Origin of the sequence: Mesorhizobium sp. M0037 (genome assembly GCF_040323635.1) — a bacterium.
GTDB lineage: Bacteria > Pseudomonadota > Alphaproteobacteria > Rhizobiales > Rhizobiaceae > Mesorhizobium.
Window position 1 is genome coordinate 76,836 of record NZ_JAMYVB010000009.1, and the last position, 24,191, is coordinate 101,026.

General features: G+C 63.8%; 22 protein-coding genes. 2 read left to right on the forward strand and 20 right to left on the reverse strand.

Features of this window, described 5'->3' with window-relative positions:
• Positions 1-128: 128 nt before the first annotated feature.
• From recQ to uxaC, 9 genes are all read right to left on the reverse strand, one after another.
• Positions 129-1,967: a DNA helicase RecQ gene (gene recQ, locus NKJ78_RS15585; RefSeq protein ID WP_352459951.1), complete on the reverse strand. Its 1,839-nt coding sequence runs from the start codon at positions 1,965-1,967 to the stop codon at positions 129-131.
• A gap of 261 nt (positions 1,968-2,228) precedes the next feature.
• Positions 2,229-2,567 carry a cupin domain-containing protein gene (locus NKJ78_RS15590; RefSeq protein ID WP_352459913.1) on the reverse strand — a complete coding sequence of 113 codons (339 nt, stop codon included), beginning with the start codon at positions 2,565-2,567 and terminating at the stop codon, positions 2,229-2,231.
• Between the two features lie 10 nt (positions 2,568-2,577).
• A complete protein-coding gene (gene kduD, locus NKJ78_RS15595; RefSeq protein ID WP_352459914.1) occupies positions 2,578-3,345 on the reverse strand; it encodes a 2-dehydro-3-deoxy-D-gluconate 5-dehydrogenase KduD in 768 nt (255 codons plus the stop codon).
• Positions 3,342-4,199 carry a 5-dehydro-4-deoxy-D-glucuronate isomerase gene (kduI, locus tag NKJ78_RS15600; RefSeq protein WP_352459915.1) on the reverse strand — a complete coding sequence of 286 codons (858 nt, stop codon included), beginning with the start codon at positions 4,197-4,199 and terminating at the stop codon, positions 3,342-3,344. Before kduI ends, kduD begins: the two co-directional genes overlap by 4 nt.
• Positions 4,200-4,222: 23 nt before the next feature.
• Positions 4,223-4,999: a FadR/GntR family transcriptional regulator gene (locus NKJ78_RS15605; RefSeq protein ID WP_352459916.1), complete on the reverse strand. Its 777-nt coding sequence runs from the start codon at positions 4,997-4,999 to the stop codon at positions 4,223-4,225.
• 38 nt (positions 5,000-5,037) lie between these two features.
• Positions 5,038-6,318 carry a TRAP transporter large permease gene (locus NKJ78_RS15610; protein WP_023684106.1) on the reverse strand — a complete coding sequence of 427 codons (1,281 nt, stop codon included), beginning with the start codon at positions 6,316-6,318 and terminating at the stop codon, positions 5,038-5,040.
• Positions 6,319-6,882, reverse strand: a complete 564-nt coding sequence (locus tag NKJ78_RS15615) for a TRAP transporter small permease (protein ID WP_023668678.1) — start codon at positions 6,880-6,882, stop codon at positions 6,319-6,321.
• 70 nt (positions 6,883-6,952) lie between these two features.
• Positions 6,953-7,930, reverse strand: a complete 978-nt coding sequence (locus NKJ78_RS15620; RefSeq protein WP_352459917.1) for a TRAP transporter substrate-binding protein — start codon at positions 7,928-7,930, stop codon at positions 6,953-6,955.
• A 38-nt stretch (positions 7,931-7,968) separates the two neighbouring features.
• Entirely contained in the window at positions 7,969-9,378 is a 1,410-nt protein-coding gene (uxaC, locus tag NKJ78_RS15625; protein WP_023698223.1) for a glucuronate isomerase, read from the reverse strand.
• 189 nt (positions 9,379-9,567) lie between these two features.
• Between uxaC and NKJ78_RS15630 the strand changes: the two genes are divergently transcribed.
• Positions 9,568-11,070 carry a mannitol dehydrogenase family protein gene (locus tag NKJ78_RS15630; protein ID WP_352459919.1) on the forward strand — a complete coding sequence of 501 codons (1,503 nt, stop codon included), beginning with the start codon at positions 9,568-9,570 and terminating at the stop codon, positions 11,068-11,070.
• 100 nt (positions 11,071-11,170) lie between these two features.
• Here NKJ78_RS15630 and NKJ78_RS15635 read toward each other — a convergent pair whose 3' ends face one another.
• The 6 genes from NKJ78_RS15635 to NKJ78_RS15660 all read right to left on the reverse strand — a co-directional run bounded on the left by NKJ78_RS15635 (position 11,171) and on the right by NKJ78_RS15660 (position 16,980).
• The gene (locus tag NKJ78_RS15635) at positions 11,171-11,578 is read right to left on the reverse strand and encodes a F0F1 ATP synthase subunit epsilon (RefSeq protein ID WP_023668674.1); all 408 of its coding nucleotides are present in this window, start codon (positions 11,576-11,578) and stop codon (positions 11,171-11,173) included.
• A 109-nt stretch (positions 11,579-11,687) separates the two neighbouring features.
• Positions 11,688-13,259, reverse strand: coding sequence for a F0F1 ATP synthase subunit beta (atpD, locus tag NKJ78_RS15640; RefSeq protein WP_023698224.1), 1,572 nt, complete (start codon positions 13,257-13,259; stop codon positions 11,688-11,690).
• Between the two features lie 70 nt (positions 13,260-13,329).
• Positions 13,330-14,214 (reverse strand): F0F1 ATP synthase subunit gamma, encoded by an 885-nt coding sequence (locus tag NKJ78_RS15645; protein ID WP_023668672.1) that lies wholly within the window; start codon positions 14,212-14,214, stop codon positions 13,330-13,332.
• Positions 14,215-14,248: 34 nt separating this feature from the next.
• Positions 14,249-15,778, reverse strand: coding sequence for a F0F1 ATP synthase subunit alpha (gene atpA, locus NKJ78_RS15650; protein ID WP_023684101.1), 1,530 nt, complete (start codon positions 15,776-15,778; stop codon positions 14,249-14,251).
• Positions 15,778-16,338 carry a F0F1 ATP synthase subunit delta gene (locus NKJ78_RS15655; protein ID WP_352459920.1) on the reverse strand — a complete coding sequence of 187 codons (561 nt, stop codon included), beginning with the start codon at positions 16,336-16,338 and terminating at the stop codon, positions 15,778-15,780. Before NKJ78_RS15655 ends, atpA begins: the two co-directional genes overlap by 1 nt.
• A gap of 246 nt (positions 16,339-16,584) precedes the next feature.
• Positions 16,585-16,980 (reverse strand): AGROH133_08824 family phage infection protein, encoded by a 396-nt coding sequence (locus NKJ78_RS15660; RefSeq protein WP_023684099.1) that lies wholly within the window; start codon positions 16,978-16,980, stop codon positions 16,585-16,587.
• 138 nt (positions 16,981-17,118) lie between these two features.
• Here NKJ78_RS15660 and NKJ78_RS15665 point away from each other — a divergent pair, with 138 nt between their 5' ends.
• A complete protein-coding gene (locus tag NKJ78_RS15665; RefSeq protein ID WP_352459921.1) occupies positions 17,119-17,307 on the forward strand; it encodes a hypothetical protein in 189 nt (62 codons plus the stop codon).
• A gap of 16 nt (positions 17,308-17,323) precedes the next feature.
• On the opposite strand, the gene NKJ78_RS15670 is transcribed toward NKJ78_RS15665, so the two are convergent.
• The 5 genes from NKJ78_RS15670 to NKJ78_RS15690 form a co-directional block, all read right to left on the reverse strand.
• A complete protein-coding gene (locus NKJ78_RS15670; protein ID WP_352459922.1) occupies positions 17,324-18,019 on the reverse strand; it encodes an aspartate/glutamate racemase family protein in 696 nt (231 codons plus the stop codon).
• Positions 18,020-18,129: 110 nt separating this feature from the next.
• Positions 18,130-19,464 carry a lysine N(6)-hydroxylase/L-ornithine N(5)-oxygenase family protein gene (locus NKJ78_RS15675; protein ID WP_352459923.1) on the reverse strand — a complete coding sequence of 445 codons (1,335 nt, stop codon included), beginning with the start codon at positions 19,462-19,464 and terminating at the stop codon, positions 18,130-18,132.
• Positions 19,461-21,281 carry an IucA/IucC family protein gene (locus NKJ78_RS15680; protein ID WP_352459924.1) on the reverse strand — a complete coding sequence of 607 codons (1,821 nt, stop codon included), beginning with the start codon at positions 21,279-21,281 and terminating at the stop codon, positions 19,461-19,463. Before NKJ78_RS15680 ends, NKJ78_RS15675 begins: the two co-directional genes overlap by 4 nt.
• Entirely contained in the window at positions 21,278-22,342 is a 1,065-nt protein-coding gene (locus tag NKJ78_RS15685; protein ID WP_352459925.1) for a GNAT family N-acetyltransferase, read from the reverse strand. The genes NKJ78_RS15680 and NKJ78_RS15685 overlap by 4 nt, the downstream gene beginning before the upstream one ends.
• The gene (locus tag NKJ78_RS15690) at positions 22,339-24,000 is read right to left on the reverse strand and encodes an IucA/IucC family protein (protein ID WP_245264392.1); all 1,662 of its coding nucleotides are present in this window, start codon (positions 23,998-24,000) and stop codon (positions 22,339-22,341) included. The genes NKJ78_RS15685 and NKJ78_RS15690 overlap by 4 nt, the downstream gene beginning before the upstream one ends.
• Positions 24,001-24,191: the final 191 nt, after the last annotated feature.

Genomic DNA, 24,191 nt, shown 5'->3' on the forward strand with positions numbered 1-24,191 from the left:
GTCACGGTTCCATACAATTTGGAAGGCTATTCCCCTACGGCAGGGTAGCGCCAAAATGAAAGGATAAGCGGGCGGGCAAGTTGAAGGCGTACTGATGCCGGATCGGGCTTTGGTCCAGCAAAAGCCTCTCAGCCTGACGCCTCGGAAAAGTGCGCGGCAATGGCGCTCAGAAAAACCTTGCCGAACTCCTTGAGCTTGGCCGCACCGACGCCATTCACTTCGGCAAAATCGTCGAGGTCTTGCGGACGACGCTCGGCCATGTCGATCAGTGTACGATCCGAAAACACCACATAGGCCGGCACCTGGCGTTCCTTGGCCAGCCGCAGCCGCAGCGTCTTGAGCGCCGCGAGCAGCGACGCATCTACATTTTCGCTCTGGGGGCTCTGCCCGGCGCGAGCCGCGCGGCGCGCGGCGCGCGTGCGCATCTCGACCCGATACTGGAACGGCACCTCGTCCCGGCCGAGTGCGTGGCCCTTGTCCGCGATGGCCAACCCGCCATGGCCGGCCGGGTCCGGCATCAGGAAACCGTTCGCGACCAGCTGGCGAATCATAGATTGCCAAAAATCCTTCTTGTGCGCGGTGCCATTGCCGAAGGCTGCCAGCCTGTGATGCCCCCTTGCCGCGATCTTTTCAGTCTCGTGGCCGATGAGGATGTCGATGACATGGCCGGCGCCGAAGCGCTCGCCGCTCTGCGCCACCGCCGCCAGGATGAGGCGCGCCTCGGCGGTGCCGTCGGTGCGCGGCGCCTGTTCCAGGCAATTGTCGCAATTGCCGCAAGGGACCGCCTCTTCACCGAAATAACCGAGCAGCACCTGGCGGCGGCACTCGGCCGTCTCGCAATAGCCGATCAGCGTATCGAGCCGGCCATGCGAGCGGCGCTTGTGCTCGACAGCGGCGTCCTCGTCGTCGATGAACATGCGGCGCATGCGGATGTCGCCAAGGCCGTAAAGCATATGCGCCTCCGCCGCCCGGCCGTCGCGACCGGCGCGGCCGATTTCCTGGTAATAGGCCTCGAGGCTGCCCGGCAGGTCGGTGTGGAAGACATACGCGACATCAGGCTTGTCGATCCCCATGCCGAAGGCGATGGTCGCCACCATGACGACGCCCGACAGCGTCATGAAGGCGTTCTGGTTGGCATCACGCGCCTCCTTGCTCATGCCGGCGTGATAGGCGAGCGCGGCGACGCCGTTCTTTTCGAGGAATGCCGCCATCTCTTCGGTCTTCTTGCGCGACAGGCAGTAGACGATGCCGCTGCGCCCCTGATGGCGCTCGATGAAGTTGAGCAACTGCCGCTTGCTGTCCTGCTTGGGCTCGATGGCAAGCTTGATGTTGGGCCGGTCGAAGCCAAGCACCTGCGTTTCGACACGCCCGCCAAACAGCCGTCTCTCGATGTCTGCCCGCGTCGTCTCGTCCGCCGTCGCCGTCACCGCAATGATCGGTACGTCGGGAAAGATGCCACGCAGCTGCGACAGGTCTTCATATTCGCGCCGGAACGCCGGCCCCCACTGCGAAATGCAATGCGCCTCGTCGATGGCGATCAGGCTGACATCGAGCCTGGCAAGCGCATCCAGCATCCGCTCGGTCATCAGCCGTTCCGGCGCGAGGTAGAGCAGCCGCGTCTGGCCCGACGCGACGCGGCGCCATGCCGCGACATTGGCATCACGGTCGATCGAGGAATTGATCGTATCGGCGGCGACGCCGGCGAGGCGCAGTGCCGCGACCTGATCCTGCATCAGCGCCACCAGCGGCGAAACGACAATGGTCAGCCCACCCTTGACCAGCGCCGGAACCTGGTAGCACAGCGATTTGCCGGCACCCGTCGGCATGACGGCCAGCACATGGCGGCCGCCAAGCAGCGCCTCCATCACCGCGGCCTGTCCGGGACGGAAATCGTCGAAGCCGAACACGTCCTTGAGGACGCGCCGTTTGGGATCGTGCGTCGGCACGCTTGTCGTCAATATCTGCATCACTGATGTTTCGATCGGCCGCCCGAAGCAGCGGCGTGGACAGAACGATTAGCGCAGCCCCTGCGTGACCACAACAAGCAGCAGCAACACCCCACCGGCGATCGACCTGATTGGCATCGTTAAACCTATCTTCACCATGTTGCGGCACCGTCCAACCCTGCGGCGATGTTTCGAGTACCGCTGCGCCACGAGCGCACAGGCAACAGCCCGCGCCTCCCCAGGAGGCGCGGGTTTCCTGTTTCTGGAATTGCCGAAAAAGGTTCAGGCCAGGAAATCGGCGCGGTGCGGGGTAAAGCTGTCGACCAGGCGCCCGGCCTCCAGCGCCTTCACGCCGTGCACCAGATTGGACGGCACGATGAAGCTGCCGCCGGTCTCGATTGTTTCGATGCGGCCGTCGATGGTCACCTCGAAGCGGCCTTCGGCGACATAGCTGGCCTGGACATGCGGGTGCGAATGCAGTGCGCCGACGCCGCCCTTGTCGAAGCCGAACTCGACCATCATCAGCTCATCGGTGGAGACGAGAACGCGCCGCCTGTTGCCGTCCGGCGTCGGCGTCCACGCGCTCTCGCCGGGTTGGGCGAAAATCTTATGCTCGATCATGACTGTTTCCTCATCGCGCCAGCCAGCCGCCATCCACCGGGATCACGGCGCCGTGCATATAGTCGGATGCGGGGGCCAGCAGGAAGACAGCGGCGTCGCCTATGTCTTCCGGTCCGCCCCAGCGCCCGGCCGGGATGCGCGCCAATATAGCCGCACTGCGGTCGGGATCGGCGCGCAACGCCTCGGTGTTGCTGGTTTCAATATAGCCGGGCGCAATGGCATTGACATTGATGCCTTTGGCCGCCCATTCGCAGGCAAGCAGCCGGGTCACGCCGAGCGCGCCATGTTTCGACGCGGTATAGGACGCGACGCGGATGCCGCCCTGGAAACTCAGCACCGAGGCGATGTTGACGATCTTGCCGCGCCGCCCGGGATCGGCCAGCACGTGTCTGGCAAAACCCTGGCTGAGAAAGAATAGCGTCTTCAGATTGACGTCGATGACGTCGTCCCAGTCGGCCTCGGAGAAATCGACCGCATCGGCGCGGCGGATGATGCCGGCATTGTTGACCAGCCCGTCGATCGGGCCGGTCTTTTCCCAGACCTGGTCGAGCATCGCCTTGGCGGCCGCATGGTCGGCAAGATCGCATCGCACCGCCTCGAACTGGCCACCGGCTTCCGCGACTTGTCTTTCCGTGTCGTCCATCGCCGAGCGGCCGACACCGATGACGGTGCCGCCGGCGCGCGCGATCGAGCCGGCGATGCCCTGGCCGATGCCGGTGTTCGCGCCGGTGACCAGGATACGCTTGCCGGCCAGGCTGAAGGAGGAAGGGCCGCTCAACGCAATTCACCCAGCGGCACCGGGTCGACATCGGTGTAGTCGACATTGTCGCCGGCCATCGCCCAGATGAAGGCATAGTTCGAGGTGCCGGCCCCCGAATGGATCGACCAGCCCGGCGACAGCACCGCCTCCTCGTTAGCCATCACCAGATGCCGCGTTTCGTCCGGCTCGCCCATGAAATGGAAGACGCGCGCCGTCTCCGGCAGGTCGAAATAGAGATAGGCCTCCATGCGCCGGTCATGCACATGGCAAGGGATAGTGTTCCACACCGAGCCCGGCGCCAGTTGGGTCATACCGACCACCAGTTGGCAGGTCTTGACGCCATCGGCATGGATGAATTGGAAGATGGAGCGTTCGTTGCAGGTTTCCTTGCTGCCGAGATCGAGGCGCTTGGCATCGCCAATGCGGATCAGCCGGTTGGGATGGGTGTGATGCGCAGGCGCGCTGAGCAGATAGAATTTGGCCAGTGCGCCCTCATCGGCCGATGCGAACGAAACGTCGGTGCTGCCCATGCCGAGATAGAGCATGTCGCGCGCCTGCAACTGGTGGGCCTCGCCATTCGCCGTCACCGAGCCGGCGCCGCCGATGTTGACGATGATCAACTCGCGGCGGTCGAGAAAATTCTTGGTGCCCGTCGGCTTGATCGCCTCCAGCGGCAGTTGTGCCGCAGCCGGCACGGCGCCGCCGACGATCATGCGGTCATAGTGGGTGTAGGTCAGGCTGATGCGTCCCTGCTGGAACAGGTCGTCAATATGGAAATTGTGACGCAGCTCGTCGGTTCCCATGGACGCCGCGGCGACCGGGTCGATGGCGAAACGCGAGGTGAAATCGGTATGCGGGTGACTTTGAGTCATTGCTGCTCCAGCTGAATGAATGGCTATTTGGTTGCCGACGCCTTGACCGAGTCGGCGTAGTAGACCTGGCGGGCGTGCAGCCGCTCGCGGTAGCGCTGCTGGCTGGCCGTGAGATGGGCGCGCATCGCCTCGCGCGCGGCCTCCGCGTCGCCTGACGTGATCGCGTCGAGGATCACCAGATGCTCGCGCTGCAGTCCGCGCTGATAGCTGTCGGATTGCACCAGTTCGGTCGACCAGGGCGAGGTCACGTCGCAAGGAATGGCGCGGCGTCCAAGCACATCGAGCATCTCGACATAGAACGGATTGTTGGTGGCGCTGGCGATTGCCCGGTGGAAGGCGAGATCGGCCGGACCGGTCGGCTCGCTGTTGAGAAGCAGCCGTTCGAATTCGAAGAACGCTTCCTGGATCGCTGCTTCCTGCGCGGCGTTGCGGCGAATGGCGGCGAGCCCGGCCGATTCGATTTCGACGGCCAGGCGCACTTCGAGCACATTGAGCGCGATGGAATCCTTGCTGCCCATGTCGGCGGCGAGCGCGCCGAACATCGTTGAGATGTGCTCGGTGACGAACACGCCTGCGCCCTGGCGCGCCTCGACCAGCCCGTCGGCGGCGAGCTTGGCCAGCGCTTCGCGGATGACGGTGCGGCTGACGCCGAAGGTCTCGGTCAGTTGTCCTTCGGTCGGCAATTTGTAGCCGGGCAGGATCTCGCCCGCCTGCAGCTGCTTGCGGATCGCAGCGACGACGGTCTCCGACAGTTTGGGTTTTCTCTCGACCCTGAGATCAACAGCGCTATCCGATGCCATATCGCACCCCTGTTTGAAGACGTCTGTTTGAAGACGCCCTATTTGAACACGCTCGGCAACCAGAGCGAAATCGCCGGAATATAGGTCACCAGCCCCAGAACCACGATGCCCGCGCCATAGAACGGCCAGATCGAGCGCATCGCTTCCCAGACCGTAATCTTGCCGACGGCACAGGCGACGAACTGCACCGTGCCGACCGGTGGCGTGTTGAGGCCAATGCCGAGATTGAGGATGGTGATGACGCCGAAATGCACGGGGTCGACGCCGTAATGGGTGACCAGCGGCAGGAAGATCGGCGTGCAGATGATGATCATCGGCCCCATGTCCATGAAGGTGCCGAGCAGCAGCATCAAGACGTTGAGCAGAAGCAGCACCACCAGCGGATCGGTGGAGATGGCGTTCATGCCTGCGATCAGCAACACCGGCACTTTGAGATAGGCCATCAGCCAGCTGAACGAGGCCGCCGTGCCGATGATCAGCAGCACCATTGAGGTCGTGCGCACCGCGCCCTTTGTGGCATGGACGAAATCGCCCCAGGCCATCGACCGGTAGACGAAGACGGTGACCAGCAAAGCGTAGATGATGGCGATGCAGGAGCTTTCCGTCGCCGTGAAAATGCCCGAGCGAACGCCGCCGAAGATGATCCCGATGAGCAGAAGTCCGGGGATAGCGATGACCGCCAGCTGGCCGACACGCGAGAAGCCGGGAAAAGCCTCGACCGGGTAGCCGCGGCTGCGGGCGACGAAATAGGCGGTGACCATCAGCGAAGCGGCGAACAGCAGACCAGGCAGGATACCGGCGGTGAACAGGTCGGCGATCGAAATCTTGCCGCCGCCGGCGATCGAATAGATGATCATGTTCTGCGACGGCGGCAGAAGCAGCGCGATCAGCGCCGCCATCGAGGTGACGTTGACGGCATAGTCGGCTCCGTAGCCGCGCGCTTTCATCTGCGGGATCATCAGCCCGCCGACGGCAGCGGCTTCCGCCACAGCCGAGCCGGAAATGCCGCCGAACAACGTCGCGGCGATGATGTTGACCTGACCGAGCCCACCGCGGACATGACCGACCAGCGAGCCGGCAAAGGAAACGATGCGCTGCGCGATGCCGCCGCGCACCATCAGGTCGCCGGCAAAGATGAAGAACGGGATCGCCATCAGCGAGAACGCCGACATGCCCGACTTCAATTGCTGGAACACCACCAGGGGCGGCAGGCCGAGATAAAGCACGGTGGCGAAGGACGCCGCACCCAAGCAAAAGGCGATCGGCGTGCCGGCAAACATCAAAAGCGTGAAGACGCCAAACAGGATCCAGAGTTCCATCTAGGCCTCCTGCACGGCCGGCATTTCCGGCACTTCTTCGAGATTGATATCCTTGTCGATGTCGGCGCCGGACCAGCGCAGCGCGATGCGTTCGGCCGAGAACAGGCAGATCAGAAAGCCGCCGGCAACCAGCGGCAGATAGTCGAAACCGCCGGGAAGTTCGAGCGCCGGGATGACAGTGTGCCAGGTCAGCCCGACCAGCTTGCAGCCGTACCAGACCATGCCGAAGCCGAAGCCGAACGCGATCAGGTCGGACAGGGTGCGCAGCGCCCATTTGCTGCCCTTGGGCAGGATATAGAGCAGCACGTCGAAGCCCATATGGTAATTCTCGCGCACGCCGACGGCAGCGCCCAGGAAGATGAACCAGTTCATCAGCATGATGGCGGTGACTTCGGTCCAGCTCGGTGACGCGTTGAGCACGAAGCGGGAAAACACCTGGTAGGCAACAAGCGCGGTCATGGCGACCATCCCGATGCCCGCGAGATAGAGCGCACCGTCGCAAATCTTCGAAAGCACCGCGCTGAAGCGCGGTGGCGCTCCGCTCCTGGCCGTTCCCGCAGTCATCCGATCCTCCCGGTCTTTCCGTCCCCTAAAAGCGATTGGCGGGGCGGCGCCATGCCGCCCCGCCAGAAAATCACTTGGTCGCCTGGATGCGCGTCGCGAGGTCCTTGAGCTCCGGCGTCTTCAGATACTTGTCGTAGACCGGCTTCATCGCATCGATCAGCGGCTGCTTGTCGATCTCGCTGACCTTGACGCCGGCCTTCTCGACGATCTCTCGCGACTTCTTCTCCTGCGCGTCCCACAATTCGCGCATATTGACGACGCTATCCTTGGCCGCCTGCTTGACGATCGCCTGGTCTTCCGGCGTCAGTCTGTCCCAGCTCGATTTCGACATCACCAGCACTTCCGGCACGATCTGGTGCTGGTCGACGGTATAGTGCTTGGCGACTTCGTAGTGCTTGGCGGATTCGAAGCTGGGCCAGTTGTTCTCGGCGCCGTCGATGACGCCGGTTTCGAGCGCCGAATAGACCTCGCCATAGGCCATCGGCGTGGCGTTTGCTCCAAGCGCGTTGACCATGTCGACGAACACGTCGGACTGGATGACGCGGAACTTCATGCCTTTCAGATCGGCGATCGAGGTGATGTCCTTCTTGGTGTTGTAGAAGGAACGGGCGCCGGAATCGTAGAAGGCAAGGCCGACCAGATCATGCGTCTCGAAGGCCTTGAGGATCTCGTCGCCGATCGGCCCGTCCATGACATGGCGCATGTGCTCGACCGAACGGAACATGTAGGGCAGCGACGGCACCGCGGTTTCCGGCACGATGCCGTTGAACGGACCCATCGAGACGCGGTTCAGATCGATGACACCGGTCTGCGTCTGCTCGATCGTGTCTTTTTCCTCGCCGAGCTGCGCCGAATGATAGACCTCGACCGAATAGCGGCCGGCGGTGCGCTCCTTGATGAGCTCGCCGAGATATTTGACCGCCTCGACGGTCGGATACCCGTCCGGATGGGTGTCGGCCGAGCGCAGTACGGTCTGGGCGCCGGCAACGCCGATCATCAGCGAGCCGAAGGCGAATGTGGCTGCCATCAGTTTTGAAAAATGCAACATGACTGTCTTCCTCCCTTTTAAAATTCCACGCGCCCGGCTCACAGCCGGTACGCCTTCTTGGCAAGCGTGTAGGCAAGCTCCCGCGCCAGCTCATGCGCCTCGTCCTCACGCAGCCGGTGCTCGGCGACGAGACGGGCGAGAAAGGCGCAGTCAACCCGGCGCGCCACATCGTGACGGGCGGGAATCGACGGAAAGGCACGGGTGTCATCGTTGAAGCCGACGGTGTTGTAGAAGCCGGCGGTCTCGGTGGTCATCTCGCGGAACCGGCGCATGCCTTCCGGACTGTCGTGGAACCACCAGGCCGGCCCGAGCTTCAACGCCGGATAGACGCCGGCCAGCGGCGCCAGTTCGCGCGCGTAGCTGGTCTCGTCGAGCGTGAACAGAATGATGGAGAGGTCGCGCTCCAGCCCGACGCAGTCGAGCAAGGGTTTGAGCGCCGCGGCATAGTCGGTGCGGGTCGGAATATCGAAGCCTTTGTCGCGGCCGAATTTTTGGAAAACACCAGGCGAGTGGTTGCGCCAGGAGCCGGGATGGATCTGCATGACCAGCCCGTCGTCGCGGCTCATCTTGGCCATTTCGGTCAGCATCTGGGCGCGAAACAGCTTGCGCTCGCGCTCGTCGTCCGAGCCGCGGCGGATGCGGTTGAACAGCTCTTCCGCCGCCGCATCGGAAAGATTGGCGGTCTCGGCCGTCGGATGGCCGTGGTCCGACGAGGTTGCGCCGAAGCTTTTGAAGAAGGCGCGGCGCTGGCGATGCGCGTCGAGATAGCCGGCCCATGTGCCGGTGTCGCAGCCGGCGATCTCGCCCAGACGATCGAGATTGGCCGAAAATCCTTCGAAGTCGGGATCGACGACGGCATCCGGCCTGTAGGCAGTGATGACGCGGCCCTGCCAGCCGCTGTCGCGGATCGTCTTGTGCCATTGGAGATCGTCGAGTGCGCCCTCGGTCGTCGCGATGACCTCGATGTTGAAGCGCTCGAACAGCGCGCGTGGGCGATAATCGTCGCGCTGCAAAAGCGCCGCGATGGTGTCGTAATGGCGGCTAGCGGTGCTGGCGTTGAGCGGCTCTTCGATGCCGAACAGATGCTCGAGCACATGGTCGAGCCACAACCGCGTCGGCGTGCCGCGGAAGAGGTAATAGTGCTCGGCGAAGCGCCGCCAGATCGCCCTGGGATCGGTCTCGACCGGCGAGCCGTCGAGGGTCGGGACGCCGAGATCTTCCAGCCGCACGCCCTGGCTGAACAGCATACGGAAAATGTAGTGGTCGGGCACCACCAGCAATTGCGCGGGATCGGGGAATGGCTCGTTGAGCGCATACCAACGCGGATCGGTGTGGCCGTGCGGGCTGATGATCGGCAGGTCCTTGATGCCGGCATGGAGATCGCGCGCGATCGACAGCGCGCGCCCTTCGGCGGCAAAAAGCAGATCCGGATCGGTCAGTCCCGCCACGTCGTTCCTCCCAGGGGCGATATCGGTAGGATTGGAAAGAAATAATGTCAACATACAAAAACTGGATTGTTGTATGATGACTTTTAACCGGCGTCAGGTCATTGTGCGGCGGAAGAGCGGATGTTACGCCGCTAGCAGATCCCGCCCCGCACACCATCCAGCGACAAGCCGCGCCCAACAAGCCAAGCCATGACCAGCAGACGCCTTTCCAACGCAACAGTGCAATCCTTGCCGGCCTCGGTCGCGGTCCCCCCCTATGATCGCGCCAGTGTCGCCCCAGGCATCGTCCATCTCGGCGTTGGAGCCTTCCACCGTGCCCATCAGGCCGCCTATGTCGATGACTGCCTAGCGGCCGGCGAGACCGGCTGGGGCATTGTCGGCGTCTCGCTGCGCAGCCCCGACACGCGCGATGCGCTGACGCCACAGGACGGGCTCTACACGCTGGCGGTGCGCGGCAGCGATGGCGAAGCGCTGCACATTATCGGCTCGATCCAGTCGATGCTGGTCGCGCCGGAAGACCCCGGCGCGGTGCTGGCCGCGCTGACCGACCCGCGCACCCGCATCGTCACCCTGACCATCACCGAAAAGGCCTATCTCAGGGCCGCCGACGGCAGCCTCGACGAAAACCATCCCGATATCGTCCACGATCTGGGCAATCCCGGATCTCCCAGGACAGCGCATGGATTCCTGGCGGAAGCGCTGGTGCGACGCCGGGCCGCCGGCACGCCGCCCTTCACCGTGCTTTGCTGCGACAACCTGCCGGCCAATGGCGCCACGCTGCACCGGCTGCTGGTCGGGTTTGCAAAACTGCGCGATGCCGGCGCTGCTGCTTCAGGCGACGCTGCCCTCGCCGGTCATATAGCCGATGACGTTGCATTCCCATCGAGCATGGTCGACCGCATCGTGCCGGCAACCACCGATGCCGACCGGGCGCGCATCGCGGTCGAACTCGGCCTCGAGGACGCCTGGCCGGTGATGACCGAACCGTTCCGGCAATGGGTGATCGAAAACAGGTTTCCAGCCGGCCGCCCGGCCTGGGAGAAATTCGGCGTCACCATGGTCGAGGATGTCCGGCCGTTCGAGGACATGAAGCTTCGGCTGCTCAACGGCGCCCATTCGGGCATCGCCTATATCGGCCTGCTCAGCGGCCACGTCACCGTCGACCGCGCCTTCGCGGATCCCGCGATCCGCGCGTTCGTCGACCGGCTCTGGGCCGAGGCCATCCCGACATTGCCTGGGGATGCCGGGCTCGACACGTCAGCCTATACGGCCGAACTTGCCGAACGTTTCTCCAACACCGCGCTGGCCCACCGCACCGCGCAGATCGCCAATGACGGCAGCCAGAAATTGCCGCAGCGCATTGTCGCTACCGCCATCGAGTGCATCCAGGCCGGCCTGGTCCCGGAGCATCTGACGCTGGTGATCGCCGCCTGGATCGCCGCCTGCGAGGCGCGCGGCAAGGACCTGCCGGAAGCCCACTTTACCGATCCGCTCGACGCGGCGCTGGCGGCGCTCGACGAACGACGGATGCTGGAACGAGTAGCGGCGGTGTTCGACTGGGCCGGCTTCGCCAGCGGCAAGCCCGAGCGGCAGACGCTGATCGAACTGGTCGCCGCTCATCGCGAGCATATCCTGCAAGGCGGGGTGGCGCTCGCGCTCGCGGCACTGGGTATACCGGGAAAGACCAGGTGACCTGACGTCGCCCGGATACAAAAAGCCGGGCTTAAGCCCGGCCTGTTTCATACCTTTGCCCGACCATGACCCCTCGGATCACGTCCAGTCATTCTGCGGCTTACGCCGGCAGCAGCGCGCCTTCGAGCGTGGTAAGCTGGCTAAGGAACTGCTCCGCCTTGCTGCGGCTCTGGTCGTCCTTGGCGTCGGCGGCGTCTTCCTTGGCTTCCTGGATGCGGCGGGCGAGATCGGCGCGGTCGATATCGCCGACGGCGACCGCCGATTCGGCGAGCAGCGTGCAGCCGGCAGGGACGATGTCGGCAAAGCCGCCGAACACCACATAGCGTTCTTCCTTGCCGCCGGCGGTCTTCAGCGTGACGACGCCCGGCTTGATCGTGGTCATGACTGGCGCATGGTGCGCCATGACTGTCATTTCACCTTCGGCGCCTGGAATGACGACGGACTCGACCTGCTCGGAAACCAGGAGGCGCTCCGGCGAGACCAGTTCGAACTTGAAAGCTTCAGCCATGTCAATTTAGTGAGTAGGGAATAGTGAGTAGGGAGTAGGGAGAGGACAGCTGTCCTGATCACCCGGCCGCTATTCACTACTGACTACTGACTACTCCCTATTGCCTTGATTACGCTGCTTCAGCCGCCAGGCGCTGAGCCTTCTCGACCGCTTCGTCGATGCCGCCGACCATGTAGAAGGCGGCTTCCGGCAGGTGATCGTAGTCGCCGTTGCAGAGGCCCTTGAAGCCCTTGATTGTGTCGGCGAGGTCGACCAGCTTGCCCGGCGCACCCGTAAACACTTCGGCGACGAAGAACGGCTGCGACAGGAAGCGCTCGATCTTGCGGGCGCGGGCCACCGTCTGCTTGTCCTCTTCCGAAAGCTCATCCATGCCAAGGATGGCGATAATGTCCTGCAGCGACTTATAGCGCTGGAGGATCGACTGCACCTGGCGGGCGACGGCATAGTGCTCCTCGCCGACGACCAGCGGATCGAGCATGCGCGAGGTCGAGTCGAGCGGATCGACGGCGGGGTAGATGCCCTTTTCCGAGATCGCGCGGTTGAGCACGGTCGTCGCGTCCAGGTGGGCGAACGAGGTCGCAGGCGCCGGGTCTGTCAAATCGTCGGCCGGCACGTAGATCGCCTGCACCGAAGTGATCGAACCCTTGGTCGTTGTGGTGATGCGTTCCTGCAGCGCACCCATGTCGGTGGCCAGCGTTGGCTGGTAACCCACGGCCGAAGGAATACGGCCGAGCAGCGCCGACACTTCAGAACCGGCCTGCGTGAAGCGGAAGATGTTGTCGACGAAGAACAGCACGTCCTGGCCCTGGTCGCGGAAATATTCGGCGACCGTCAGGCCGGTCAGGCCGACGCGGGCACGCGCGCCCGGCGGCTCGTTCATCTGGCCATAGACCAGTGCCGCCTTGGAGCCTTCGCCGCCGCCCTTCTTGTTGACGCCGGACTCGATGAACTCGTGATAAAGATCGTTGCCCTCGCGGGTGCGCTCGCCGACGCCGGCGAAGACCGAGAAGCCGCCATGCGCCTTGGCGACGTTGTTGATCAGCTCCTGGATCAGAACCGTCTTGCCGACGCCGGCGCCGCCGAACAGGCCGATCTTGCCTCCGCGGGCGTAGGGCGCCAGAAGGTCGAGCACCTTGATGCCGGTGATCAGGATCTGCGCTTCCGTCGACTGTTCGACATAGGTAGGCGCCGGCTGGTGGATGGCGCGCATCTCGATGCCGTCGACCGGGCCTTCTTCGTCGACCGGCTCGCCGATGACGTTGATGATGCGGCCGAGCATGCCCGGGCCGACCGGAACGGTGATCGGCGCGCCGGTGTCATAGACGTCCTGGCCGCGAACCAGGCCTTCGGTGGAATCCATGGCGATACAGCGCACGGTGTTTTCGCCCAGATGCTGGGCAACTTCGAGCACCAGGCGGTTGCCAACATTGGAGGTTTCGATGGCGTTCAAAATGGCCGGCAGATGATCGCCGAACTGCACGTCGACGACGGCGCCGATGACCTGGCGAACCTTGCCGATGGCGCCGGTCTTCTTGACGGCAACGCTCGTCGTCTTCACTGCCGGGGCCGCGGCCTTGGCGGGCGCGGCCGCCTTCTTGGCCGGAGCGGCCTTCGCCGCTGCTGCCGGAGCCTTTGCGGCCGCCTTGGGGGCCGTCTTCGCGGGGGTCGCTGCTTTCGCCATCGTCTTTACCCTTCTCGTCCTTTGTTTCTCACGCTCCATCAGAAGGTCGATGACCTCCTGGCGGTCGCGCCTAGAGCGCTTCGGCGCCCGAAATGATTTCGATCAGTTCCTTGGTGATCTGCGCCTGCCGCTGGCGGTTATAGGTGATCGACAGTTTGTTGATCATGTCGCCGGCATTGCGCGTTGCATTGTCCATGGCGCTCATTTTGGCGCCCATCTCGCCGGCTGCGTTTTCGAGCAGCGCGCGGAAGACCTGGACCGAGATGTTGCGCGGAATGAGGTCGGTGAGGATCTCGCCCGGCTCCGGCTCGTATTCGTAGACGGCATTGCCACCGGCGGTCGCTTCGGCGGGAGCGGAAGCCACGCCGGCAGGAATGATCTGCTGCGCGGTCGGAATCTGGCTGATCACCGACTTGAACTGCGAATAAAACAGCGTGCAGATATCGAAGCCGCCTTCGCCGAACAGATGGATGATCTTACGGGCGATCGCATCGGCATTGACGAAGCCGAGCTTCTTGACATCGCGCAGGTCGACGCGGTCGATAATGAGCGAGGCATAGTCTCGGCGCAGAATGTCGAAACCCTTCTTGCCGACGCAGATGATCTTGACCTGCTTGCCGTCGGCCAGCAGCCGGCGGATATGGTCGCGGGCCAGACGTGCAATCTGCGAGTTGAAGCCGCCGCAAAGGCCGCGCTCGGCGGTGCAGACGACGAGCAGATGCACATCGTCCTTGCCGGTGCCGGTCATCAGTGCCGGGGCATCGCCGCCGCCGCCGATCGCCTGCGTGATATTGGCCAGCACCGCACCCATCCGCTCGGAATAGGGACGCGCCGCTTCCGCCGCTTCCTGCGCGCGGCGCAGCTTCGCCGCGGCGACCATCTGCATCGCCTTGGTGATCTTCTGCGTCGCCTTGACCGAGGCGATACGGTTACGAAGGTCTTTTAATGAAGGCATGCTTCAAACCTGATCCCGAGCGTCCGGCTTCTTCTCAAGCGAAGGTCTTGGCGAAGGCGTCGATCTCGGCCTTCAGCTTGGCGCGCAGATCGTCCGACAGCGCCTTTTCCTTGCGGATGCCGTCCAGCACGTCCTTGCCGGCCGAGCGCATATGGCTGAGCAGACCATGCTCGAACTTGCCGACCTGGTTCAGCGCCAGCTTGTCGAGATAGCCGTTGACGCCGGCGAAGATCACCGTGACCTGCTCCTCGACCTTGAGCGGCGAGAACTGCGGCTGCTTCAACAGTTCGGTCAGGCGCGAGCCGCGGTTGAGCAGGCGCTGCGTGGCGGCGTCGAGATCGGAGCCGAACTGCGCGAACGCAGCCATTTCGCGGTACTGCGCCAGCTCTCCCTTGATCGAGCCGGCGACCTGCTTCATCGCCTTGATCTGCGCCGACGAACCGACGCGCGACACCGACAGGCCGACGTTGACCGCCGGACGGATGCCTTGGAAGAACAGGTTGGTTTCGAGGAAGATCTGGCCGTCGGTGATCGAGATCACGTTGGTCGGGATGTAGGCCGACACGTCGTTGGCCTGCGTCTCGATGATCGGCAGCGCGGTCAGCGAACCGCCACCCAGATCGTCGTTGAGCTTGGCGGCGCGCTCGAGCAGGCGCGAATGCAGGTAGAACACGTCGCCCGGATAGGCTTCGCGACCCGGCGGGCGGCGCAGCAAGAGCGACATCTGGCGATAGGCGACGGCCTGCTTCGACAGATCGTCATAGCTGATCAGCGCATGCATGCCGTTGTCGCGGAAATATTCGCCCATGGTGGCGCCGGTGAACGGCGCCAGGAACTGCATCGGCGCCGGATCGGAAGCTGTGGCGGCGACGATGATCGAATATTCAAGGGCGCCGCGCTCTTCGAGAACCTTCACGAACTGCGCGACCGTCGAGCGCTTCTGCCCGATGGCGACGTAGACGCAGTAGAGCTTTTCCTTTTCCGGCCCGTTGTCGTGCACGGCCTTCTGGTTGAGCATCGTGTCGAGGATGATCGCGGTCTTGCCGGTCTGGCGATCGCCGATGACCAGCTCGCGCTGGCCGCGGCCAACGGGGATCAGCGCATCGATGGCCTTGAGGCCGGTCGACATCGGCTCGTTGACCGACTTGCGCGGGATGATGCCTGGCGCCTTGACGTCGACGCGCTTGCGTTCGGTCGCCTTGATCGGGCCCTTGCCGTCGATCGGATTGCCGAGCGCGTCGACGACGCGGCCGAGCAGGCCCATGCCGACAGGCGTATCGACGATGGCGCCGGTGCGCTTGACGATGTCGCCTTCCTTGATGTCGCGGTCGGCGCCGAAGATGACGACGCCGACATTGTCGGCTTCGAGGTTGAGCGCCATGCCGCGGATGCCGCCGGGGAACTCGACCATTTCGCCGGCCTGGACATTGTCGAGGCCGTAGACGCGAGCGATACCGTCACCGACGGACAGCACCTGGCCGACTTCGGAGACCTCGGCCTCCTTGCCGAAATTCTTGATCTGGTCTTTGAGAATTGCGGAAATTTCCGCGGCGCGGATGTCCATCAGCCGACCTCTTTCAGTGCAAGCTTGAGCGAATTGAGTTTGGTTTTGAGCGACGTATCGATCTGGCGCGAGCCCATCTTGACCACCAGCCCGCCGAGCAGCGACGGATCGACGGTAACAGTGATGGCCACGTCCTTGCCGGCGACGCTTTTCAGCGCGGCCTTGAGTTCCGTCTGCTGGGCAGCCGTCAGTTCATGCGCCGAAGTGACCTCGGCTGATGTCTCACCGCGCTGTTCGGCGGCGATCTGGCGAAAAGCCTTGATCATGCCGGGCACCGCGAAGAGCCGGCGGTTGCGGGAGACGACGCGCAGGAAATTGCCGGTCAGGCCGGTGATGCCGGCTTTGTCGGCGATCGACGCGATTGCCTTGGCCTGGTCCTCGCTGGAGAACACCGGGCTGTTGATGAGGCGCGTCAGGTCGGCGCTGTCATCCAGCATCCTGGCGAAACTGTTGAGGTCGGCCTCGACCTTGGCCACCGAATTCGACTGCCGCGCAAGTTCGAACAGCGAACCCGCGTAGCGTTCTGCGACACCCGAGATTGGCGATGACGATTGAGCCACGGACCGTCTTTTCTCTTGTCTGAGGGGCCGCAGATTGTTGGCGCGAGCAAAAACTCTGGCTAAATCTTTGACCTTACTAAGTTTTTCCAAGCACGGAGGCGCGGCTTCCGCTATCCCCGGCCGAAAGTCGATTGCCGTCTAGCACAGGCATTTTAAGACCGCAATGCGTCGTTCCGCATGCTTTTCGGGCACTATTGTCGCATCCGGCCGTAGAGTTCAACCGAAGCCTTTGGATTGGCTGCCGATTCAGGGCAGAAAGCCGAAGACGAAGGCGAGCGGCAACGCGGCCAGGACGAGTTCGACGACGATCGACGCCCAGTTGAAAGGCGTGTTGGCGCCGTCCGACATCATCGACAGCAAACGGCCAAAAGCGGTGAACAGCCAGGAAAAGCCGAGTGCCATATAGAGCCACGGCTGCGCCAACAGAATGCAGCACAGGCTGACGCCGAGATAGAAGCCCGACATCCGGCCGCGCCCTTCCGCGATTGCCGCTGCCCTTTCGGGCCGGACCTGCAGCCGCAGAATCCGAAATGCCAGCCCTGGCGCGAGGAAAAACAGCAGACCGAGCGCCAAGGTGACGACGGCGCTGGACCAAGCCAGCCATTCGCCCTGGCTGGTCGGCCACGGAAACGCAAATTCCATCTTGCTTTCATCCCCTCACAGCAATGCCGGATGTATTGAATGTCGCTGCAAAAAGAAGTCAAGCGCGCGGCAGTTTTGGCACGCAATTCGTGAAGGAGCGGAAGGCTGTTTAGGCCGCGCGCGCGTCCGGCTAGCATCGTGGCCAACCTGTATTATCAGGCGACGCCTCCCTCCTATCTGCAGGACCGGTTTTGCACAGCCAAAGGCCCCGACACGGATCGCCCTTATTTCCTGACCAGGCACCTCAATCTGGCCGGCACGGAAGCAGATCGATGGAAGCTGAAAGTCGTCGGCAACGGCAATGTCGCCGTGGCCGCCCAGCCCTGATCCTTGTTTTGACCCTTCAGGGCAGCATGAATGCGACCGCCGCCTCGGCATGGATGCGCGTGGTGTCGAACACCGGAATGTCGAAATCGCGCTCGCCAATCAACATGGTGATCTCGGTGCAGCCCATGATGACGCCATCGATCTTCTCATCGCGCCGCAGACGGGCGACCTCGTCGATATAGGCCGCCTTCGATGCCGCGCTGACGATGCCCCGGCAGAGCTCGTCGTAGATTACCTGGTGCACCATGTCGCGCCCGGCCTGGTTCGGCACCACGGGCTGCAGCCCGTATTTCTCCGTCAGCCGGCCCTTGTAGAAATCCTGCTCCATAGTGAAGCGGGTCGCCAGCAGCGCCGGCCGCTTGACGCCGGCGCCCTTGACCGCGACTGCCGTGGCGTCGGCAATGTGGATAAGCGGGATCGACACCGCCGCCTTCACCCGGTCGGCGAGCTTGTGCATGGTGTTGGTGCAGATCAAAAGCCCCTCTGCGCCGCCCGCCTCCAGCTTGCGCGCCGCATCCGCCAGCAGCACGCCCGCACTGTCCCAGTCGCCATGATGCTGCCGGTCGGCGATTTCGGCGAAGTCGAAGGAATAGAGCAACAGCTTTGCCGAATGCAGCCCGCTCAGCCGCTCGCGCACGATCTCGTTGAGCAGGCGGTAATAGATCGCCGTCGATTCCCAGCTCATGCCGCCGATAAGGCCAAGGGTTTTCATGCGCTGAGCCTCCAGCAGGACCGAACGATCTCTCTCACAGAAAAGCTTTACGGGTCGATGTCAATCTTAACGCGCGCCGTACCACGCTCTTCGGCCCGCCTCCACAAACATCACCGCGCGCCCGATTCGGTCATCCTCGCATTGGCGCCGAGATGATGCAGGCTTTGTGTCGTGTGCCTTGAACTCCAGGCAACCGGCGGATCGGGCAGATCGAGATCGAACTGTGCCCGCCCGAGCAGCGAATTGACGATCTTGGCGCTGCGCCAAGCCATCAGGCTGAGCTGCGGCTCGGCTATGCCATGGCTGAGCCGGCCGGCATTGAGTGCGTAGATCCGGCGGTCGTCGGGCCCGTCCCATTCGACCTCGAAGCTGGCGTTGAGCCTGTAATGACCGCGCTCGTCCAGCGCGATCCTGTTCATGAGCGGCGCCATGCAATCAGGAATGGCAAAGGCATAGCCGGTGGCCAGAACCACCGCTTCGACGGTGCGCGTCTCGATGGCGCCGTCGAAGCCGTTGCGCATGATCAGCCGGTATTCGCTGCCTTCCCGCGTCACGTTCAGCACTTCGCGGTGCGGCGTCATGTTGACCGCCGTCGTTTCCTCCGAGAGGTGCCGCAGCGCGTAAAGCTGGCGATAGATCGCCTTCAGCGTGCTCGTCGATGCGCCGTCACCGGCAAGCAGTTGCTGTTCCAGGATCGTCTCGCGCCGCCCTTGCGGCAACCGATGGAAGTTTTCGACATAGCCCGGCGTGAAGAGTTCGTCGGTGAAAGGCGAGTCGTCCAGTGGCAGGAAATTCGGCCGCATCGAGATCCACTCGATTTCGCGGCCGGCGAAGCGGTCGGAGGAGACCAGATGCAGAAGCACTTCGGCGCCGCTCTGGCCACCGCCGATCACGGCGACACGCTGTCCGCTCAGGCGATCGAGGCGGTTGGCGGCCTGGGCGTTGTGGAAGCATTGATCGGAGGCCGCCGCCCGCGCCCAGGCGGGGATGTTGGGCACCAGCCCGACGGCAATGGCGAGATTGCGCGCGTTCACCTGCTCGCGGCCGATACGCAGCCTGAAATTCGTTCCGTCGAAGTCGATCCGGTCGACGGCGCTGGCGAAGCGCAGCGAAGACAAGTTCTCGCCGACCCATCCGAGATAGCGGGCGAATTCCGGCCGCGGGATGGCTGAGAAATCCGCGTTGAGGAATTCATAGAACCGCTTCTGCGCGACCAGATAGGACATGAACGACCATGGGCTGGTCGGATGCGTCGCGGTGACGAGATCCTTGAGGAAGGATGTCTGCAGTTCGACGCCCGGCAGCATCATACCCGGGTGCCATTCGAGCCGCGTCGCCCGATCGAAGAAGCGCGCTTCGACGCCGTCCACCGCATCGAGATGGGCGGCGAGGCTGAGATTGAACGGCCCGATGCCGATGCCTGCGAGGTCAAGCGTATGGGTCATGGCGAACTCCTTATGGAGCTGGCTGGGCTGATGGGAGATCGCCGGGCTGACTCGGGGTTAAGCGGATTGTCGAGCGGTGTGCCGAGGTCCGGCAGAGGGCGTTCGCCGCTGTCACCGTACCCGATCGCGAAGCGCACCTTGTTGATGGCGATGCGCGGAATCTTCGGCGCAAACAGATCGAACAGCACGAACCGTTCCGCCAGCTCGGTGTTCTGCGCCTGGTAGCGCCGGATGGCGCCGGCGAGGATGGCGTAGAAAGTCCTCTCATCGAAGCGGTCGTATGAGGCCAGCGCCTCGGACAGGAAGCGCAGGACGCTGACGATATGGCCGGTCTGCAAATGCTGCAGAAGATGCGCCGGCGGCCGGCGCTTCAACGTCGAGAGGATTTTTGGGTCGAGGCCGGCCAGTTCGGGAAATGGCTGGTCGACGAGGTCGAGGTCGCCCTGAAAGTCCTTGACCGCCACGCCGAGAGGCGTCGCTCCGTCGAGGATGATGGTGACGTTCTGGCCATGGGCGATGAAGCCGACGCCGTAACGGCACATGAAGTGGTAGAGCGGCACGAAGGCCGTGGAGAACAGGCGATCGAGCCATGCCTCCGGACCAAGGCCGGACTGCTCCATCAGGGCGCTGGCGATCGGCCTGCCATGCGCGTCGCGCTGCGGCAGGGCGCCCATCATCATCGGCCGCTGGCCCGCTGTCAGATCCTTTTCGGAGCTTTCGCGCCATATGGCGCCCAGCATCTCGCAAAACTGATAGGGCGCGCCTTCAACCCCGGTATAGTGCGGATGCGGATAGAAGGCGCCGGCGACTTCCTGCAAGACCTTGACGTCCTTGAGCACCGGGTCCGCGGCCGCCACCGTGGCCAGCCAGCGCGACAGATCGGCGCCGATCGCCATGTATTTGCCCGGCACGCCGCGCCACGCTGAGGTGTTGAGGACGGTCAGCGGCAGCTTGACGTGCAGCGCCTCGGGCCGTGCCACATTGGCAAGCGTGCGCAGCGACTGCAAGGGCAGGAACGGATCGCCGAACTGGCCAAGCGGCACCAGCCGGCCGGCGGCGATCTCGCTACCATATTGCGAGGCGATCATCGCCTGCCACTGCCAGGGGTGGACCGGCAGCAGCCTATGCGTCGATCGCGAGATCCCGGCGGCGCTGAAAGCCGCTTCGAGCCTTGCGCGCTCGTAGTCGCCGAGTGCGGCCTGCAGCAGCGCCTCTTCGTCGAGCCCGCAGTCAAGCGCCAGCAGGCAGCGATCGCTGGCGGCGGCAAGCCAGAAGAGCTGGAATGCGGTGGCCGATTCTGGCGCGTAGCGCTCGAAGTCGTCCCGTCCCCAGCCAAGCCGTCCCTTGTTGGCAGGGGCCTTCGGATGGCCGTCGAGCAATGCCTGCAACTCGGTATCCGGCAGCGCGGCTAGATCGGCGGCCGGTCGATTGCCGCGTGCCTTGGCGATCCGCATGTCGGCCATCAGCGTGTTGTAAAGCTCCTTCGCATAGGTGCAGAATGTTGCCGGCGACATGCCGAGCGTCTCGCGCGCGTCGGCGAAGAAGGCGACCGCATCGTCGACCGGCAGCTCGATGCCTGCGTCGCGAGTCAGCGTCTCCGGACGGACGGCGATCTGGCCCCACAGGCGCCGCGTCGCGGCAAAGCGATAGGTCACGCCGGGGCCGGGCGTCAGCTCCCATCGGCCGGGCGAAAGCTCGCGCGGCGACAGGCACTCCTCGAAGGTCAGTTCGGAAATGGCCTTGGCGACGGCGTCGCGGTTGATCGCGGCCCAGCGTGTCGCCTCCCCCGCTTTGGCAATCGGTTGCTGCACCGTCACAGCGGCACCTCGCGGAAGAAGCGCTCGCGTTCGCAGCAGACCAGCGCCGCGCGCTTGTGCGGGAAGTCGAACTCCTTGACTTTGTCGTAGGCGGCGCCGGCGCAATAGCTCAGCATCTTCTGGTGCGCGGCGCGTGGCTCGCCGACGACGCGCTGCGTGCGCGGCTCGTCGAGGAACAGATAGTGGGTGACGGAGCGGAACAGTGACAGCGTCTTCGGCCGGCCGAGATGGCGCATATTGCCGATCAGTCCATGCCAGCCGCGGTCCCAGTCGAGCGGCTCATAATAGGGCCCGAGCCGGTCCTCCTTGGCCCAGTAGAACTCGAAATAGCCGGTCGGCTCGCCGTCGAAGCTGGCGATGACGCCGAAAATATGCGGATCGCTTTCCTGCTCGGCGAGATATTTGTCGAGATCCTCATGGCTCTGGGCAAGTTCCCAGAAGAAGGCGACGCGGCCATCGTTCATCCAGCGATGGAAGAGGTCGAGATCGGTCCTGCGGTCGATCGGCCGCAGCGACACGGTGAGGCCGATTTCCGGAATCCAGCGTTCGTACATCGGGCCGCAGGGGCGCGGTTGGCGCAATGGCGGCAGCCGGTCTTCCGGGCCGATAGCGGTCGTCAATGCCGGATAGGTGACATGCGAGGCCTGGCTGCGCCACAGCAGCGGCAGCTGGCGCAGGACCGAGCGATGGATGACGGCGCATTCCGGTTCACCCGGAACCGTCTCGGTGGCCAGCGCCGAAACCGGCCACAGCGTCTTGGCCGCCGGCAGGAAGGCGCAGTCGAAGGAAGGATGCAGGCGCAGCGCGGCGTCGACGAGACCTGCCAGGATTTGCGGTTGGTCGAGGCGGCCGCCAATGAACGCGACATCGTCGATGAGCAGGCGGCCATCCGCGTCGGAGATGCGGGCCTGTCCCACCGCTGTTCCCTCAGCGTTGACCAGGCTGACATGGCCATCGCCGGCACGGATGGCGAGCGGCTCCGCGGCCGAGGCCAGATGCTGCCATCCTTCGTTGCCGGCGACGGTGACGGGTGACCAGTTTTTCGCAGCCTCGATGTTCATGCGTATTCTCTCACATGCAGGGGGTTCGGAAGCTCGACGTAACCTGCCAGCGGGTCGGTCACTTCGGTGTTCTCATTGATGTCGCGCAGCGCGATCAGGAAATTGCCCTTGGCGGCGAGCGTCGGCGCGTTGAGCAAATAGTCGACGCAGGACCGGTCAGCCATCGGCGTGGCGGCCAGCCGCTCGAGCGAGCGGCGGAATATCGCCAGCAGATCGTCTTCGTTGGTGAGGCCAGCGGCCGCAAGGGCTGCGACGGCGGCGAAAGCGCCATTGACGACCAGATAGTAGCCGAACAGCTTCGCGGCCGCTTCCGCTGGGAAGACATGATCGCCCGCCTGACCAGCCCCGGGCACGAATTCGCGCAGCCTGGGCAGGAATTCCTCGACATAACCGGTGCCCTGGCAGTCGCGAAAATAGAGCGCATTCGGCCAGCCGCCGGCGAGGCCGACGACGAGGTTCTGCTGATGGGCGCCGAACAGCAGGCCGAATTCCGAGAAGGCAACGATAAACGGCTCGATGGCGGCATGAAGGAAACGCTCGAACCACAAACGCGCCGTTTCCTCGACAGGTCGCTTCTCGTCGCGGGCGATACGGTGGACCAGGTCGGACAGATGGCTTTCGGTACGGCCGGGATGGCGCTCGCAAAGCGCGCCGAGAACGGCAGCCGGCGGATTGCCCGTGCCGCGAAACGGATTTTCGCGAAGCGAGACGATGGTATCCGTCATCAGCCGGCCGTCTTCGTCACGCAGGCCGAACCAGGCGGGCTCACCCAGCACCGTCATGGTCGGGCAGCGCCGCTGCAAGGCATAGCCGAGCTTGCCCTTGACCAGCCGGTGCACCGAAAGGCCGCGCCGGCACTCATGCTCCTCGACGATGCGCCTGGAATTGGTCAGGCGCAGGCTGAGCGAGAATTTCAGCATCCACTCGGCTTCAGACGAATGAACCGTGCGCAGCGAGGTCGTGGCCCGCCACGCTGGTCCGCCGAGCCCAACATCGACGATACGACCGGCGCGAAACAGGCGCTCGACGCGGTCTTCCAGCATGAGCCGTACGGCCTGCCACGGATGCATCGGAACGAGAACCTTGCCCTGTTGCTTGCCAGCCCGAGCAAGCAGCTGCGGATCGCTGGCGGCAAGCCCGCGGACCATCTCGGTGACATCTAGCGGCTCGACGCTGCCTCCAGTGAGGATGGTCGGGTCGACGGCCCACCAGCGCAGTTTGAACGCATTGCAGTATTCATGCCCGAAGCGCGCGGAATCCGTGTGCGTGAACTCTTCGCGACTCATCGGCGCCGGATGCACGGCATGGCCGAAGCGCAGGGCGCTTTCGGCATCGATGAAGTCAGGATCGCCTTCGGAGAAGGGCCGCGACGATCCACGCGCCGCAGTCGCGTCAGCGATTGCGGCGATGCTGGCCAGGCTGCGGCGCAGGAAGGTCAGTCGGCTTTTCGCTGTCGCCCGGCCGGCAATGTCGGGATCCGCCAGGATCAGCGCCAAAAGGCTGAAAAGGTCGATCTCGGTCGCTTCGCCATCGGCCCCCTCGTTGCTAATATCGAGGCGCCAGAGCGGCATCGCTAAATCGTGGTAACCAACCTTCGAGCGATGCCGCGCCTCGACGAGCACCGCCGCGCGCGAGGCAGGGAAATTCAGACGCAGCACGGCTGCCTGCGGCCGAAACAGCCCGGTTTGCCTGGCGTCGACGAATTCCCAGCTATCCCATTCCCGCAGCAACGCATTGAGTAACGGGCTTAATGCAGAGGAAGATTCTGGTTTTACTTGTTCCATGTGCATCCCCATAAATCCCAATAACTGCATGCATTGCATTTATACGTTGTCGTCTTTAAAGATTT

What these genes read in the sequence shown, in the direction of transcription:
- recQ (WP_352459951.1), bottom strand. Translation starts at nt 1,967, where the DNA reads ATGCAGATATTGACGACAAGCGTGCCGACGCACGATCCCAAACGGCGC.
- NKJ78_RS15590 (WP_352459913.1), bottom strand. Translation starts at nt 2,567, where the DNA reads ATGATCGAGCATAAGATTTTCGCCCAACCCGGCGAGAGCGCGTGGACG.
- kduI (WP_352459915.1), bottom strand. Translation starts at nt 4,199, where the DNA reads ATGACTCAAAGTCACCCGCATACCGATTTCACCTCGCGTTTCGCCATC.
- NKJ78_RS15605 (WP_352459916.1), bottom strand. Translation starts at nt 4,999, where the DNA reads ATGGCATCGGATAGCGCTGTTGATCTCAGGGTCGAGAGAAAACCCAAA.
- NKJ78_RS15610 (WP_023684106.1), bottom strand. Translation starts at nt 6,318, where the DNA reads ATGGAACTCTGGATCCTGTTTGGCGTCTTCACGCTTTTGATGTTTGCC.
- NKJ78_RS15615 (WP_023668678.1), bottom strand. Translation starts at nt 6,882, where the DNA reads ATGACTGCGGGAACGGCCAGGAGCGGAGCGCCACCGCGCTTCAGCGCG.
- NKJ78_RS15620 (WP_352459917.1), bottom strand. Translation starts at nt 7,930, where the DNA reads ATGTTGCATTTTTCAAAACTGATGGCAGCCACATTCGCCTTCGGCTCG.
- NKJ78_RS15630 (WP_352459919.1), top strand. Translation starts at nt 9,568, where the DNA reads ATGACCAGCAGACGCCTTTCCAACGCAACAGTGCAATCCTTGCCGGCC.
- NKJ78_RS15635 (WP_023668674.1), bottom strand. Translation starts at nt 11,578, where the DNA reads ATGGCTGAAGCTTTCAAGTTCGAACTGGTCTCGCCGGAGCGCCTCCTG.
- atpD (WP_023698224.1), bottom strand. Translation starts at nt 13,259, where the DNA reads ATGGCGAAAGCAGCGACCCCCGCGAAGACGGCCCCCAAGGCGGCCGCA.
- NKJ78_RS15645 (WP_023668672.1), bottom strand. Translation starts at nt 14,214, where the DNA reads ATGCCTTCATTAAAAGACCTTCGTAACCGTATCGCCTCGGTCAAGGCG.
- atpA (WP_023684101.1), bottom strand. Translation starts at nt 15,778, where the DNA reads ATGGACATCCGCGCCGCGGAAATTTCCGCAATTCTCAAAGACCAGATC.
- NKJ78_RS15660 (WP_023684099.1), bottom strand. Translation starts at nt 16,980, where the DNA reads ATGGAATTTGCGTTTCCGTGGCCGACCAGCCAGGGCGAATGGCTGGCT.
- NKJ78_RS15670 (WP_352459922.1), bottom strand. Translation starts at nt 18,019, where the DNA reads ATGAAAACCCTTGGCCTTATCGGCGGCATGAGCTGGGAATCGACGGCG.
- NKJ78_RS15675 (WP_352459923.1), bottom strand. Translation starts at nt 19,464, where the DNA reads ATGACCCATACGCTTGACCTCGCAGGCATCGGCATCGGGCCGTTCAAT.
- NKJ78_RS15685 (WP_352459925.1), bottom strand. Translation starts at nt 22,342, where the DNA reads ATGAACATCGAGGCTGCGAAAAACTGGTCACCCGTCACCGTCGCCGGC.